Consider the following 14,009-nt stretch of genomic DNA (forward strand, 5'->3'; position numbering starts at 1 on the left):
TGCCTCTGGCATCTCACGCGGCTTCGCCGATCACGCCGGCATAGCCATTGGCTTCCAGGTCGAGCGCCAGCGACTTGTCGCCGGACTTGATGACCTGGCCCTTGTAGAGCACGTGCACGCTATCCGGCACGATGTGTTCAAGCAGGCGCTGGTAGTGGGTGATGACCAGGAACGCCCGGTCCGGCGCGCGCAACGCGTTGACGCCGTCGGAAACGATCTTCAGCGCGTCGATGTCGAGGCCGGAATCGGTTTCGTCGAGCACGCACAATTTCGGCTCCAGCAGCTTCATCTGCAGGATCTCGGCGCGCTTCTTCTCGCCGCCGGAGAAGCCGACATTGAGCGGCCGCTTGAGCATCGCCATGTCCATGCTGAGCGAGGCGGCGGCTTCCTTCACGCGCTTGAGGAATTCCGGAATCTTCAGCGGTTCCTCGCCACGCGCCTTGCGCTGCTCATTCATCGCAACCTTCAAGAATTCCATGGTCGCCACGCCCGGTATCTCCATCGGATACTGGAAGGCGAGGAAGATGCCTGACGTGGCGCGCTCGGCCGGATCCATTCCGAGGATCGACTGGCCGTTGTAGAGGATGTCGCCTTCGGTGACTTCATAGTCCTCGCGCCCGGCGAGGATATAGGACAGCGTCGATTTTCCCGAGCCGTTCGGACCCATGATGGCGGCGACCTCGCCGGCTTTCACCGTCAGGTTCAGACCGCGGATGATTTCGGTGCCGTCATCGACGATGCGGGCGTGCAGGTTCTTGATCTCAAGCATTCTTTTGTTTCCTGAATATCTGTCCGGTCAGCCGACCGAGCCCTCAAGCGAGATGCCGATCAGCTTCTGCGCCTCGACGGCGAACTCCATCGGCAGTTGCTGGATGACGTCCTTGACGAAGCCGTTGACGATCAGCGCGATCGCCTCCTCCTCGGGAATGCCGCGCTGCATGACGTAGAACTTCTGGTCCTCGGAGATCTTGGACGTCGTCGCCTCATGCTCGAACTGCGCCGTTGAATTCTTGGCTTCCATGTAGGGTACGGTGTGCGCGCCGCACTGGTCGCCGATCAGCAGACTGTCGCAGTTGGTGAAGTTGCGGGCGTTGGTCGCCTTGCGGTGCGCCGAAACCTGGCCGCGATAGGTGTTCTGCGAGAAGCCGGCGGCGATGCCCTTGGAGATGATGCGGCTCGACGTGTTCTTGCCGAGATGGATCATCTTGGTGCCGCTATCGACCTGCTGGTAGCCGTTCGACACCGCGATCGAATAGAACTCGCCGCTGGAATCGTCGCCGCGCAGGATGCAGCTCGGATATTTCCAGGTGATGGCCGATCCTGTTTCGACCTGTGTCCACGAGATCTTCGAGCGGTCGCCACGGCAGTCGCCGCGCTTGGTGACGAAATTGTAGATGCCGCCCTTGCCCTCGGCGTCGCCGGGGTACCAGTTCTGCACCGTCGAATATTTGATCTCGGCGTCGTCGAGCGCCACCAGTTCGACGACCGCGGCATGAAGCTGGTTCTCGTCGCGCTGCGGCGCCGTGCAGCCTTCGAGATAGGAGACGTAAGCCCCCTCCTCGGCGATGATCAACGTGCGTTCGAACTGGCCGGTGTTCTTCTCGTTCATGCGGAAATAGGTCGACAGTTCCATCGGGCAGCGCACGCCCTTGGGCACGAAGACGAAGGACCCGTCGGTGAACACAGCTGAATTCAGCGTGGCATAGTAGTTGTCGGAAGTCGGCACGACCGAACCGAGATACTTCTTAACCAGCTCCGGATGCTCGCGAATGGCTTCCGAGATCGAGCAGAATATGACGCCGGCCTGCGCCAACTCCTTCTTGAAGGTGGTGACGACGGAGACGGAATCGAACACCGCGTCGACAGCGACACGGCCCGATTTGTAGACATTGTCGCTGACTTCCTCGAGTTCCGAGGCGTCGGTTTTCTGCACGCCGGCGAGGATTTCCTGCTCCCTCAGCGGAATGCCGAGCTTTTCATAGACTTTCAGCAGTTCGGGATCGACATCGCTGAGCGACGTCGGGCCGGGCGTGCTCTTGGGCGCCGCATAGAAATAGATGTCCTGGAAATCGATCTTCGGGTAATGGACGCGCGCCCAGGTCGGCTCGTCAAGCGTCAGCCAGCGGCGATAGGCTTCCAGACGCCATTCCAGCATCCAGGACGGTTCGTCCTTCTTGGCCGAAATGAAACGGATGATGTCTTCGCTCAGCCCCTTCGGGGCCTTGTCCATCGCGATTTCGGTCTGGAATCCATATTTATACTGGTCGACATCGATCTTGCGGACTCGATCGATCGTCTCCTGCACAGCAGGCATAAGCGTTCTCCATCCACGCCGGGGTCAAGGCCCGGCAGTTTTCAAACTATGGCACCGCCAAAATGAACACCCAAAGGGCAGTCCGAGGCAGCGTAAGTTCCATATAGTGCGTTTCGACCGGAAATTCACCCGGCCAGCATGAAACGCACGGCTCTACCAGGCGGTGAAGCCTGTCTATCCCTGGCCGCTCACGCGGCCTTTTCCCGGTCCGCCTTTTCCCTGGCGCTTTGCCGCGCGGCGATCCCCGCCAACGCGGTGCGGAACAGCTCGATGTCCTCAGCGCCCGTCGCTGAACCGATCGACACGCGCAAGGCGCCAACGCTGTCATTGTGCCCCATGGCTTTCAGCACATGGCTCGGCCCGACCTTGCCCGACGAACAGGCTGAGCCGGCAGACAGAGCCACACCCGCCAGATCGAAGGCGATCTGCGCGGTTTCGGCCTTGACGCCCGCAATAGCGAAGAATGTCGTGTTGGCAAGCCTTGGCGAACCGGTTCCGAAGATTTCCACGTCCGGCACCAGCATTTTCACGATGGCCTCGATCTCGTCGCGGCGATGCCCAACCGCATCCATGGTTGGCAATCCGGTCTGCGCCTCGCGCGCGGCCGCGCCAAAACCAGCGATGGCGGCGAGGTTTTCCGTGCCGCCGCGATGGCCCTTTTCCTGGCCACCGCCACTGATCAGGGGCTTCGGCATCATCAGATCGGAGGCGGCGACAATGGCGCCGACACCCTTGGGACCACCGATCTTGTGCGAAGACAAAATAAGATAGTCGGCGTAACCCGCTGCCATGTCGATCGAAACACGGCCCGCGGCCTGGACGGCGTCAACGACGAGAACGCCGCCCGCCGCCTTGACGATCCCCGCAATCCGATCGATCGGCTGGATCACCCCGGTCTCGTTGTTGGCGGCATGGATTGCAACCAGCGGCAGGCCATCGGCCTTGTCGTGCGCGGCAAGCGCCGCGGCCAGGGCTGCAAGGTCGGCGATGCCGTTGGCGTCAACGCCAATCCGCGTCACCTGCGCTGCCGGGAAGCGCCCGCCATTCAACAGGCAGGGATGATCGGCCTCGGACACGTAGAGCCGGCTCATGCGCACCGCGCCGCGCCCCATCCGCCAATCGGGTGTCAGCAGCGTCGAGGCGGCTTCCGTCGCGCCGGAGGTGAACACGACATGCTCGGCCTTGGCGTTGACCAGCGCTGCCACATCACGCCTTGCAGTCTCGATCGGGCGTCGTGCAGCACGCCCCTCGGCGTGGACCGACGACGGGTTGGCGGCGACATCAAGCGCCGCGACCATAGCCTCACGCGCCACCGCAAGCAGCGGCGCACTGGCATTGTAGTCGAGATAGGCGCGTAGTCCGGCCATTTTCGTCCAGTTGGTCCCGTCAGAAGCCATTCCGCCGTCGTATGGCGTTATTTCCTTGAAATTCCAAGGCGAGCCGTCCTATTTACGCGGCTTGCGGCGCGAGTGGCCGGGCTCGACGTTTTGGCCACTCAGTTTTGAACAATTCTAAACTAGCTTCTAAGAAGACGCTCGCCCTGCGTCAAGGCCAGAGGAAGATACGTTCCGGGCGCCGCGCATTCGTATTACCTAAGTGGAGTATTTCATGCCTGAGGTCATTTTCACCGGTCCTGCCGGCCGTCTGGAGGGACGCTACCAGCCCTCCAAGGAAAAGAGCGCGCCGATTGCCATCATCCTGCACCCGCATCCGCAATTTGGCGGCACGATGAACAACAAGATCGTCTACGACCTCTTCTATATGTTCCAGAAGCGGGATTTCACCACGCTTCGCTTCAATTTCCGCGGCATCGGCCGCAGCCAGGGCGAATTCGATCACGGCACCGGCGAGCTGTCGGATGCCGCCGCGGCACTCGACTGGGTGCAGTCGCTGCATCCGGACTCCAAAAGCTGCTGGGTCGCCGGTTATTCGTTCGGCTCTTGGATCGGCATGCAGTTGCTGATGCGCCGGCCGGAGATCGAGGGCTTTATCTCGATCGCGCCGCAGCCCAACACCTATGACTTCTCGTTCCTGGCGCCCTGCCCGTCATCGGGCCTGATCATTCATGGCGATGCCGATAAGGTAGCGCCACCGAAGGACGTGCAAGGCCTGGTCGACAAGCTGCACACGCAAAAGGGCATCACCATCACGCAGAAGACCTTGCCTGGCGCCAACCACTTCTTCGCCAACGACGCAGACCTGCTGCTCGAGGAATGCGCGGACTATCTCGACCGGCGGCTCGCCGGCGAATTGTCCGATCCGCGGCCGAAGCGGCTGAGATAGACCACGAAGAAGCGACAGGCGATGTACGAGCCTCCTCAATTCAAGGAAACGCGGCCGGACATCCTGCACGGGCTGATCCGGGCACATCCGCTGGGCCTGTTGATTTGCAACGGCGCCGAGGGGCCGGTCGCCAATGCCATCCCCTTCCTGCTCGATGCCGACGTGCCGCCCAATGGCAGGCTGCGCGCGCATCTTGCCAGGGCCAATCCACAATGGCGCCTGTTGGCCGACAATCCGGCCTCGCCGGTGCTGATCGTCTTCCAGGGCAGCGATGCCTATGTGACGCCGTCCTGGTACGAGACCAAGCGCGAGACCGGCAAGGTGGTACCAACCTGGAACTACGCCATCGTGCAGGTGCGCGGCACCGTCAAGGTGATGGATGACCAGGACTGGCTGGCGCGGCAGATTGCCGATCTGACTGCCTCCCAGGAAGGCGCTCGCGAGGCCCCCTGGGCAGTGACCGACGCGCCGGCGCCCTTCATCCAGTCGCAGATCAAGGGCATCATCGGGCTGGAAATCGAGATCAACGAAATCCACGGCAAATGGAAGGTCAGCCAGAACCGGCCGGTCGCCGACCGTGCCGGCGTCGTCCAAGGGCTGGAAAGCGAAGACCACCGGTCACCCGATATGGCCAGCCTGGTGAGATCGTATGGCGGTCTCGACGGCAACTAGGCTTCGGCAAATCCGAGCGCTCAGGCTGCCGTCTTCCTGGTCGGGCCAATCAGCCAAAACGTCTCCTTGCGGATCGGCAATCCCGACCCTGTCGGACGAAAGATGAAGCCAAGTCGGGCAAAGACCAGTCCGCTGGCCAGCGCGAAGGCGCAGCCAAGGCCGAAGCCGGCGACGGTGTCGCTGGGATAGTGCGCGCCGACAAAGACCCGCGTCGACGCGATGCACGCCGTGATCGCCAAGGCGATGTACCAGCGGCGCGGAAACAAAAGCAGGGCAACCCCGAACACGGCGCCCATTGTCGTGGCATGGCCCGACGGAAAGCCGGCGAAGCGCGCATCGAAGGCGAAGGGGTGCAGGGACAGAACACCAAAATCGTGGAAATAGAGCGGGCGGGCCCGACCGATGGCGTATTTCAGCATATTGACGGTCAGGCCGGACAGACCGACGGCGCTCAGCACCAGAAATGCCAGGCAGGTCCAGTTGTAGGCCAGCATCAGCGAGCGCCTCGAAAGGCTTCGCCAGTCCGTCAGGTTCGCGGCGACGAGCAGAAGCGCCGATGGAATGAGATACCAGCCACCCAGGCCGAACTGCGTGAAAAAATCGGCAAGGTGGACAAACCCTGGCGACCATTGGTCGCGAAGCATTCCGGCCGGAGTGTCGAGGCGAACAAACGCTGCCGCCGTCAGAAAAACCCAGACCAGGCCCCAGACAGGCCACACTATGTTCGGGTAGCCGGCGGGTCGAACGGCAAAGCGCTTGCTTACGATCTGCATCGTATCGCGAAAATTGTCCAGGGATCGGCGCCCCACGCCAAGGAGCCCGCGGGAAACAGAAGGGCGCGATTTCACGAGCATTGGAAATTCGACCCTATCATCGAACAGCCATCATTGAACCACACGGTAAAGGCCGAGCGACAGTTTGTCTCCCGACGAATAGTTGAGCCCGTCGATCTGGGCAACGCGGCTCGCGGATTTGCCTTGTGCCGCCAGCAGGCCATTCAGTTTCTGCTCATCGCCGACCTGCGCCAGCGCCAGCGCACAGGCAGGGTCGGCAAGCAGATGCCTGGCGACGCCATCGACATCGGTCAGAATCGTTTTCGTGCCGACAAGGAACACCAGGCTCGGTTCGTGATACCCCGCCGAGGCGAGCACGGTGGTGTCGCAAGGCCTGTTGGCGCGGACCGCCGCCTCGATCGCCGGGCTCAGCCAGATCGGCTTCAGCGAGGGCGCGATGACGCCGAACAACAAGGCATAGGTGATGCCCGCACAAACCGCGACGGCGGCAATGCGCCAAAGCGGCACTTGCAAGCGCCGCGAAAAGGCGAAGTAGCCGGCGCCGAGTGCTGCGGCCGCCGCCGGAATGCTCCACCATGAGAAGGTGCCGGTGAGGTAGATCGGCGCGCCCACGCACACCACCGCCAGGCCGAGGCTGACCACGACCAGGCCGAATGCGGTCGACCACCACAACCAGCTTTGCCAGCGTCTGAGCGGTGCATTGGCATCCTGCGGCGACAATGTCAGCAGCCAGCCGATCAGCAGCGCCATGCCGGGGTAGGCCGGCAGGACATAGTGCGGCAGCTTTGTCGGAATGAGCTCGAACACCAGCCAGAATGGGATGTACCAGGCAAGGCAGAAACGCAGCCGGGGATCGTCGCGCAACCGGTTGAGCGCCTGGAGCCCGGCACCAACCGCGATCAGGCCGAAAGGCCACATGAACAGCGAGTAGGTCAGCATGTAGAAGCCGGGCGGCAGGCCGTGCGATTCCTCGCCCGACGCGACCTTGCCAAGCATGTCCTTGCCGACGGCCTGCTGCAGGAAAGCGCCATGGCTTTTCCAGGTGATCAGGGCAAGCCAGGGCAGCACGATCAGCACGACCAGCGCCAGGCCGCGCCCCACTTTGAGCTTCGCCAGCCAGCGCCCGTCGCGCTCGAAGGCAAACAGCACCGCAATGGTGAGCGCCGACAGCAGCGGCGCAATCGGTCCCTTGATGAGGATCGCAGCACCCTGCGCTATCCAGAAGATCCACCACAGATGGCCGGCCACAGGTTCTTTCCGGCGCGATGCCAGATAGATCTGCGCCAGCGCGCCTTGCGCCGCCACGCAACAGGCCAGCAGCATCGCATCGGTCTTGGCGTCGCGGCCCTCGAAGGCGGTGGCGAAGATCGCGGCCATGACCAGGCCGGCGGCGATACCGGCATTGGCTCCGAAAAGATTGGTGCCGGTCCAGACTATCGCCAGCACCGCAATGGCAATGCCGAGCGCCGAGACGGTGCGATAGACCCAGATCGGCGCCTCGGCACCCTCGCCGCTCAGCATCACGGCCGCGGATTGCAGCCAATAGATACCGATCGGCTTCTGGTAGCGCGAGGCGTCCTGAAAGCGGATGTCGACAAAGTCGCCAGTCTCGACCATCTGCTTGGTGGCCTGTACGAAGCGCGGTTCATCACGGTCGATCGGCGGCATCGACGCCAGCCCCGAAACCGTCATCACCAGGCTGAACAGGAAGAGAAGGATGTAGTTCCTGTTCAACGCCATGCTTCAGCCTCTCTGACCATTTTTCGAAGTGCCCAGGCCGCTCAATCGACCTTGGTCATCGCCGCCGCCTTGCGCTCATTGGCGATCAGCCAGAGATTGCGGATATAGATGAACATGCCCATGGCCTGCCCGGCGATGAACACTGGATCCTGACGCTGGATGGCATAGATCAGAAGCAGGCCGCCGCCGAACAGCGAGAAGAACCAGAAGGCGACCGGCACGACGCTTCGCTTGGCCTTTTCCGAGGCGAGCCACTGCACGACGAAGCGCATGGTGAAGAAGAACTGGGCGATGAAGCCGAGCAGGATCCACGCATCGAACTGCTTGATGAAAACCTGGTGAAGCCAGGTCACCAATTCCTGAAGCACGTTACCCATGCCTGATTTCCTCTACTTTGGGCATTCTGCGGCGCCTGCGGCGCAGCCACCAGACTCCGCCGAGATCGAGCGCGCCCTGCAGGCCGCGATCGAAAATCCCGTAATTCGACTTGCCGTGGCGGCGCGAACGATCGACGACGTCGCAATGCACGACGCGGTACCCCTCCTGGATGACCAGCGCCGGAACGAAGCGATGGGTGCCGTCGAAGAACGGCAATTTGCGCAGGATATCGGTATGGACCGCCTTCAGGCCGCAGCCGGTGTCGCGCGTCTCGTCATGCAGGATGGCGTTTCTCAGCCAGTTGGCGAAACGCGACGCCAGCTGCTTGACCTTGCTGTCGCGGCGCTTGAGGCGCTGCCCTTGTGCTGCGCCGAACTCGGGCCCGGCCTGCCGCAAGGCATCGACCAGCACCGGAATGTATTGCGGATCGTTCTGGCCATCGCCGTCGATCGTGGCGACGATGCTGCCGCGTGCCGCCCAGGCGCCCGAACGCACGGAAAGGCTCTGGCCGGCGGATTTCCGGTGCCGCAATTCCCGCAGCGGAAACGCGCGAATTGCCGCCTGCTCGGCGAGCACCGAAGCGGTCTCGTCGGTCGAACCGTCATTGACGATGATCAGTTCGAAGTCGCGGCCCACCATCGCCGCCTCGATCTCATCGATCAGCAGCGGCAGGTTTGCCGCCTCGTTCCTGCAAGGAATGACGATGGATATCAATGCGTCCGGCATGTCGCGTCGGGCTCTGTCGTCGGATATGGCATTGGATGGATGCCGTGCGGTGCCGTTCGAGGTCGTGGGCTGCAAGAACCTTCTGGCGCGGCGCCTCATTACGCCAGCCGAAACGATGAAGCAAGCATTCGTGCCGGAAGGCTCGCTGCAACGTTTCAACAACGGGTGATCGCTTCGGCGTCTTGCGATCATTCGCGCAAGCGCAATCAGCCGCAAAACCGGATTCCACTTTTGCTGATCGCGAGTTCTTCGTTGACGCGCGATCTGACGCAAAACCGGATTCCACTTTTGCTGATCGCGCTTGGATGCTAAACGCCCGCGTTCATGCACGCCAGAGCCGCAGCGGCCGGGCGCTTTCGGGAAAGAAACAATGTCCGCCTTCAAATCCGATTTCCTGCGCACGATGAGTGAGCGCGGTTTCATCCACCAGACTTCGGATGATGCCGGCCTCGACAATCTCTTCGCCAGGGAGACGGTGACGGCCTATATCGGCTTCGACGCGACAGCCAGGAGCCTGCACGCCGGATCGCTGATCCAGATCATGATGCTGCACTGGCTGCAGCAGACCGGCCATCGGCCGATCGCGCTGATGGGCGGCGGCACTTCGATGATCGGCGATCCGTCCTTCAAGGACGAGGCGCGCAAGCTGCTGACGCCGCAGGATATCGACGACAACCTCGCCGGCATCCGCCGCAACTTCATGCCTTACCTCAAATTCGGCAGCGGCCCGAATGACGCGATCATGGTCAACAATGCCGACTGGTTGATGGAGCTCAACTACGTCAATTTCCTGCGCGACGTCGGCCGTCACTTTTCCGTCAACCGCATGCTCGCGTTCGATTCCGTCAAGCTCCGGCTCGATCGCGAACAGTCGCTGTCGTTCCTCGAATTCAATTATATGATCCTGCAGGCCTATGATTTCGTCGAGCTCTACAAGCGCCTTGGCTGTCGCCTGCAGATGGGCGGCTCCGACCAGTGGGGCAACATCATCAACGGCATCGACCTCGGCCGTCGCATGGAGGATGCTCAACTCTACGCGCTGACCACGCCGCTGCTCACCACCTCGTCGGGCGCCAAGATGGGCAAGTCGGCCTCGGGCGCGGTCTGGCTCGATGCGGAAATGCTGAGCCCCTATGAATTCTGGCAGTATTGGCGCAACACCGAGGATGCCGACGTCGGCCGGTTCCTGAAACTGTACACGACGCTGCCCTTGAGCGAAGTCGCACGCCTTGAGCAACTCGGCGGATCCGAGATCAACGAGGCGAAGAAGGTGCTCGCCACCGAAATCGCCGCCATGCTGCACGGCCGCGAGGCGGCGGAAAGAGCCAGCGAGACGGCGCGCAAGACCTTCGAGGAAGGCGCGCTCGCCGAGTCGCTGCCGACCGTCGAGGTTGAAAACGCCAAGCTCGAAGCCGGCGTCGGCATCCTGTCGCTTCTGGTAACCGCCGGGCTGGCGGCGTCGAACGGTGAAGCGCGACGGCATGTGCAAGGTGGTGCCGTGCGCTTGAACGATCAGCCTGTCAGCGATGATCGCCGGCTGGTGACGCCCAGGGATTTGAGCCCGGAAAACGTCGTAAAGCTTTCTCTCGGCAGGAAAAAGCACATCCTCGTGCGGCCGGCCTGAGGTCGATTACCGGTACTCGAAGATCGACCTGAATATCCCGGGAGCGATGACGGACAGCGGATTGACGTCCAGCAGTGGCTTGTTGGCGTTGCCCTTGAGCCGGTAGGTGACGCCGATCAGGCCACGATCGCGGCCATTGCCAAGAAGCGCGCCGACGATCGGCAATTCGCCGAAGATGCGGTTGAGGCCATAGACCGGCATGAAGGTGCCGGTCATGTCCATGTTGTTGTCCTGGTCATACAGCGTGCCCTGGAAGGTGGTGCCGATGCGCGGACCGCGCAGCACGCCATTGGCCAGTTTCAGGTAGCCGCTGCCCTTGTCGATCTCGGCATAGCCGCGCTCGAACTTCACCCGCGACGTGTCGAGATTGCCCTTGACCGCCTGGTTGAGACTGCGGCTGTCGCCGGCCGGCGTCGTCGAGACGATGGAGGCCAGCTTCGGTTCGTTGACGACGAAGAAGTTGGTCGTATCGACCTTGCCCTTCATCGGACCGTCGCTCGCTCCCGACAGGGCCAGCGTGATCGAGCCGCCTTCCATGTGTTCGTAGATGTTGAGAAACCTCAATATGGCACCAGCATCCGCGGACTGCACGTTGAGCGCGCGGCGGCCGTCGCCGGTCGTGTTGCTGATGGTTATGGCGGCACCCGAACTTGCCGTGGCGCTGACCTTCAGCCCGTTCACCCTCGAGCCGGCCGCGCTGTAGTCGAGCTTGAGGTTGGACAATCGCTCGTCGTGGAAACCGGTCAGCTGATCGACATCGGCGCTGACCGAAATGGCGTCCGAGCCGGTGGTCTTGGTCGCGGTGTCGACGTCCGAGGTGAACTGCTTGATGAGAGAACGGGCATCCAGCACGCTGCCATTGACGTCGACCGCATAGCCCTTGCCCGATCGCTTCACCGACACCGCGACATCGTCTCCCCTGTTCAGAGCGACCTTGCTGAACCGTGCCGACGACAGCGCGCCATTGACCAGCACAACGCTGCCGTCGACGGAGAAAGTCTTTCCGTCGAGATTGAAGTCGGACAGCGTCGTGGTGTCGCCGGACGTGGTCATGACGAACGTGACATTGGCGGGAACCCCCGCCCCCTTGCTCCAGCCCGCCCAGGGAATGTCCAACCTGGCATTGGTCAGATCGGCCGAGACGTTCTGGTTGCCGGTGCCGCTCTTGTCGATGGCGACCTTCACCGTTCCGGCAAGCAGCGGCGTCAGGCCGGGCATCGCGGCGGCACGGACCTTGTCGTCAAGCACCAGAGCCACCTTGCGGCTGCGCGCCGGCCCGCCATCCTCCAGCGGCTCGATGAGATCGAGCTCGGCCGGTATGCCGTTCAGCGATGCCTTGGCGGAGATCACCGCCTTTTCGGGGTCGACCGTGATCGAGCCGTCGGCATCCGCCAAGGTCTGGCCCTCGAAAGGCTTGGCCAATGAAAGGCCCGTGTAGTCGAGCGACACCAGCCAATCGAGCTTCGAGGTGTCGACACCGGACTGCAACGGGATGTCCGCCTTGACGTGGCCGGTGACGTTGCCGGACAGGTCTTCCGGCAGGAAGCCGACATGGCGCATGGCGTTGATCGGCTCATACGAGGCGAGTTCGGCGATTGCCGGCGCTTCGCCCTCGACGTCGAGGTCGAGAGAGCCGATGACCGGTGGATGGTTCGCCGCCTTGACCGTCAGCGTACCGTTGCTGGCCGCCACCGTACGGCCACTGGGCATGAAGACCGTGCCCGAGGTCAGCGCGATATCGACATCATTGGCACGGAAACCAACGACGCCGACCGCGTCGCGTATCGGCGGAATGCGGCCGGCCGTGTCGAAACGTGAGCCTTCGACCTGGAAGTGGCCAAACACCTCGTCGGCGGAAAGCGGCACGCCATTGCCCAGGCGATCCGGCACGACGTGGAACTGAAGGTTGGCGTCGACGACGCGGCCGCCAAACAGATTGTCCAGCACCCAGAGCCGCGCATTGCGCGCCGAAAACCACGGCCAAAGCTGCTTGACGTGGGAGACCGGCATGTCGTGGACGTTGAAGGCGAGATTGATCCCAGGCGCCTTACCGTCGACGAATTCCACGGCCGCGGTGCCCAGCACCTCGCCGCTGGAATCGGAACGAAGCGCGATCTGCTCGGCCACCAATCTATGGCTTACGGTCTGATAGACGCCGGCAATTCGAGCCAGGAGAGCAAGCGCGGGCTCTGGCGACTCCGATGGCGCCAACGTCGAACCGTCGCTGGTCAGGTCGTAACGATAGGACGGCTCCTCACCGGCAGCCCCAGTCGCCGGCTTCGGCCCTATCGAGCCGGCAAAATTGAATGTCGAGCGGCCGGTCTTCAGCAGCAGCCTGTCCACCTGGATCTTGTTGCTGCCCGCAACCAGCGTCGCATCGACGCCGACATCTGCCGGCAGCAGTCCACGTGTGCCAAGATCGAACACGGATCCCGTCGATGACAGCGCGGCCGTCAGCCGCGAAGCATTCGTGCCGGCCCCTTCCGATCCTGTCAGCTTCAGTGCGACTGCGCCCAACTTGCCCGCAGCGGCCGTGGTGTCACCGGCATCCGCCAGATCGATGCTCGCATTCAGCGCCGTCACGCGGTGCGCCGCGATATCGCGGGTGGCGGAAGCGGCGACGGTAACCACCGTGCCGTCGGCATCCGCCTGTGACGAAAACTCCATGCCGCCCGGCCCCGACTGCGCGACGGTGGCGTCGGTGATCTTGACCCGTTTGATCGTTGCGGTGTCGGGCAGCACGAATTCGACGTTGCGAAGATCGATGCGGCGCAGCGAATCTTCCCGCACCGCGTCGAGCGCGCGGTGGATGTTGCCAAACACCGCATCGGACAGTTTCTCCGGGTCGATGAGGCCATCCTTGTTGCGCAGGGCCGCGGACCAGTCGCCACTGGTCGGCATCGCCGCCACGACAATGCGCGCGTCGGATATCCTGGCGCTGGTCAGCCGCACATCCCCCCACAACAGCGGTATCAGGCGCACGCCGAAACGCACGCGGCCCGCATCCGCCATCGGCTTGCCGTCTGATGTCTTCAGGCTGATGTCGCTGACCTGCAGGGCAATGAAGCTCGATCCGTCAAGGGTGATGCGCGCCGGTCCGACCGAAACATCGACATCGAGGCCGGCCAGTTTCTCAATGGCGGTTTCCGCTTCCGCCCGAAGCCGCTCGGAGCCAACGCCAGATACACCGACCAGGTAGACAACGACAGCCGCCAACAACACGAGGCTGGCGAAGCCGGCGAACATCCTTGCCAGGATGCGAAAGCCGCGTCCGATCGACGCCTGACCGAGCGGCGGTACACGGCACGCGGACGGAAAAGTCCCCAGGTCGGTGATCTCGTCACGCCTGAACCGGATCTTCTCGTGCTGCGGTTGCTCCTGATCCACGCAATTTTCCGTTGTACGAACTCGATCGTGGACGAATCCCCGTTCGACACTATATCGGTGTGGCTTCGCGCGTAACCTCAAACAAGGGCAT

Annotated in this window: 12 protein-coding genes; 4 read left to right on the plus strand and 8 right to left on the minus strand. The window is 62.6% G+C overall.

Translation table 11 applies throughout. From position 1 onward, the window contains the following. Positions 1 to 13: 13 nt before the first annotated feature. The 3 genes from sufC to AC56QP_RS02985 all read right to left on the minus strand — a co-directional run bounded on the left by sufC (position 14) and on the right by AC56QP_RS02985 (position 3,681). The gene (gene sufC, locus AC56QP_RS02975) at positions 14 to 769 is read right to left on the minus strand and encodes a Fe-S cluster assembly ATPase SufC (protein ID WP_489861000.1); all 756 of its coding nucleotides are present in this window, start codon (positions 767 to 769) and stop codon (positions 14 to 16) included. 27 nt (positions 770 to 796) lie between these two features. Further along, entirely contained in the window at positions 797 to 2,314 is a 1,518-nt protein-coding gene (sufB, locus tag AC56QP_RS02980) for a Fe-S cluster assembly protein SufB (RefSeq protein WP_256750867.1), read from the minus strand. A gap of 188 nt (positions 2,315 to 2,502) precedes the next feature. Then, complete coding sequence (locus AC56QP_RS02985; protein WP_489863701.1) at positions 2,503 to 3,681, minus strand: cysteine desulfurase family protein; 1,179 nt, start codon at positions 3,679 to 3,681, stop codon at positions 2,503 to 2,505. Between the two features lie 241 nt (positions 3,682 to 3,922). Between AC56QP_RS02985 and AC56QP_RS02990 the strand changes: the two genes are divergently transcribed. Together AC56QP_RS02990 and AC56QP_RS02995 are read left to right on the plus strand one after the other, a co-directional pair. Next, positions 3,923 to 4,597 (plus strand): alpha/beta hydrolase, encoded by a 675-nt coding sequence (locus tag AC56QP_RS02990; RefSeq protein ID WP_091578247.1) that lies wholly within the window; start codon positions 3,923 to 3,925, stop codon positions 4,595 to 4,597. Positions 4,598 to 4,618: 21 nt separating this feature from the next. Next, a complete protein-coding gene (locus AC56QP_RS02995) occupies positions 4,619 to 5,269 on the plus strand; it encodes an FMN-binding negative transcriptional regulator (RefSeq protein ID WP_489860999.1) in 651 nt (216 codons plus the stop codon). A 20-nt stretch (positions 5,270 to 5,289) separates the two neighbouring features. Here the strand turns inward: AC56QP_RS02995 and AC56QP_RS03000 are convergent, their stop codons facing one another. The 4 genes from AC56QP_RS03000 to AC56QP_RS03015 all read right to left on the minus strand — a co-directional run bounded on the left by AC56QP_RS03000 (position 5,290) and on the right by AC56QP_RS03015 (position 8,907). Then, a complete protein-coding gene (locus AC56QP_RS03000; RefSeq protein WP_489860998.1) occupies positions 5,290 to 6,042 on the minus strand; it encodes a phosphatase PAP2 family protein in 753 nt (250 codons plus the stop codon). 111 nt (positions 6,043 to 6,153) lie between these two features. Further along, complete coding sequence (locus AC56QP_RS03005; protein ID WP_489860997.1) at positions 6,154 to 7,803, minus strand: ArnT family glycosyltransferase; 1,650 nt, start codon at positions 7,801 to 7,803, stop codon at positions 6,154 to 6,156. Positions 7,804 to 7,844: 41 nt separating this feature from the next. Beyond that, positions 7,845 to 8,180 (minus strand): lipid-A-disaccharide synthase N-terminal domain-containing protein, encoded by a 336-nt coding sequence (locus tag AC56QP_RS03010; RefSeq protein WP_256750863.1) that lies wholly within the window; start codon positions 8,178 to 8,180, stop codon positions 7,845 to 7,847. Continuing rightward, a complete protein-coding gene (locus tag AC56QP_RS03015) occupies positions 8,173 to 8,907 on the minus strand; it encodes a glycosyltransferase family 2 protein (RefSeq protein ID WP_489860996.1) in 735 nt (244 codons plus the stop codon). Before AC56QP_RS03015 ends, AC56QP_RS03010 begins: the two co-directional genes overlap by 8 nt. On the opposite strand from AC56QP_RS03015, the gene AC56QP_RS03020 reads away from it, so the two are divergent. Together AC56QP_RS03020 and tyrS are read left to right on the plus strand one after the other, a co-directional pair. After that, on the plus strand, positions 8,885 to 9,076 hold the full coding sequence (locus tag AC56QP_RS03020) for a hypothetical protein (RefSeq protein ID WP_143019425.1): 192 nt from the start codon (positions 8,885 to 8,887) through the stop codon (positions 9,074 to 9,076). The two genes, AC56QP_RS03015 and AC56QP_RS03020, sit on opposite strands and share 23 nt — an antisense overlap. 201 nt (positions 9,077 to 9,277) lie before the next feature. After that, on the plus strand, positions 9,278 to 10,531 hold the full coding sequence (tyrS, locus tag AC56QP_RS03025; protein WP_489860995.1) for a tyrosine--tRNA ligase: 1,254 nt from the start codon (positions 9,278 to 9,280) through the stop codon (positions 10,529 to 10,531). A 6-nt stretch (positions 10,532 to 10,537) separates the two neighbouring features. On the opposite strand, the gene AC56QP_RS03030 is transcribed toward tyrS, so the two are convergent. Next, positions 10,538 to 13,918 carry a hypothetical protein gene (locus AC56QP_RS03030; RefSeq protein WP_489860994.1) on the minus strand — a complete coding sequence of 1,127 codons (3,381 nt, stop codon included), beginning with the start codon at positions 13,916 to 13,918 and terminating at the stop codon, positions 10,538 to 10,540. Positions 13,919 to 14,009: the final 91 nt, after the last annotated feature.

The sequence above is a fragment of the Mesorhizobium sp. RCAM 05104 genome, from assembly GCF_059683645.1.

Coding starts and splice junctions, on each gene's coding strand:
- AC56QP_RS03015 (WP_489860996.1), bottom strand. CDS start 8,907: ATGCCGGACGCATTGATATCCATCGTCATTCCTTGCAGGAACGAGGCG.
- AC56QP_RS03005 (WP_489860997.1), bottom strand. CDS start 7,803: ATGGCGTTGAACAGGAACTACATCCTTCTCTTCCTGTTCAGCCTGGTG.
- sufB (WP_256750867.1), bottom strand. CDS start 2,314: ATGCCTGCTGTGCAGGAGACGATCGATCGAGTCCGCAAGATCGATGTC.
- AC56QP_RS03000 (WP_489860998.1), bottom strand. CDS start 6,042: ATGCAGATCGTAAGCAAGCGCTTTGCCGTTCGACCCGCCGGCTACCCG.
- sufC (WP_489861000.1), bottom strand. CDS start 769: ATGCTTGAGATCAAGAACCTGCACGCCCGCATCGTCGATGACGGCACC.
- AC56QP_RS03020 (WP_143019425.1), top strand. CDS start 8,885: ATGGATATCAATGCGTCCGGCATGTCGCGTCGGGCTCTGTCGTCGGAT.
- AC56QP_RS02995 (WP_489860999.1), top strand. CDS start 4,619: ATGTACGAGCCTCCTCAATTCAAGGAAACGCGGCCGGACATCCTGCAC.
- AC56QP_RS02985 (WP_489863701.1), bottom strand. CDS start 3,681: ATGGCCGGACTACGCGCCTATCTCGACTACAATGCCAGTGCGCCGCTG.
- AC56QP_RS03010 (WP_256750863.1), bottom strand. CDS start 8,180: ATGGGTAACGTGCTTCAGGAATTGGTGACCTGGCTTCACCAGGTTTTC.
- AC56QP_RS02990 (WP_091578247.1), top strand. CDS start 3,923: ATGCCTGAGGTCATTTTCACCGGTCCTGCCGGCCGTCTGGAGGGACGC.
- tyrS (WP_489860995.1), top strand. CDS start 9,278: ATGTCCGCCTTCAAATCCGATTTCCTGCGCACGATGAGTGAGCGCGGT.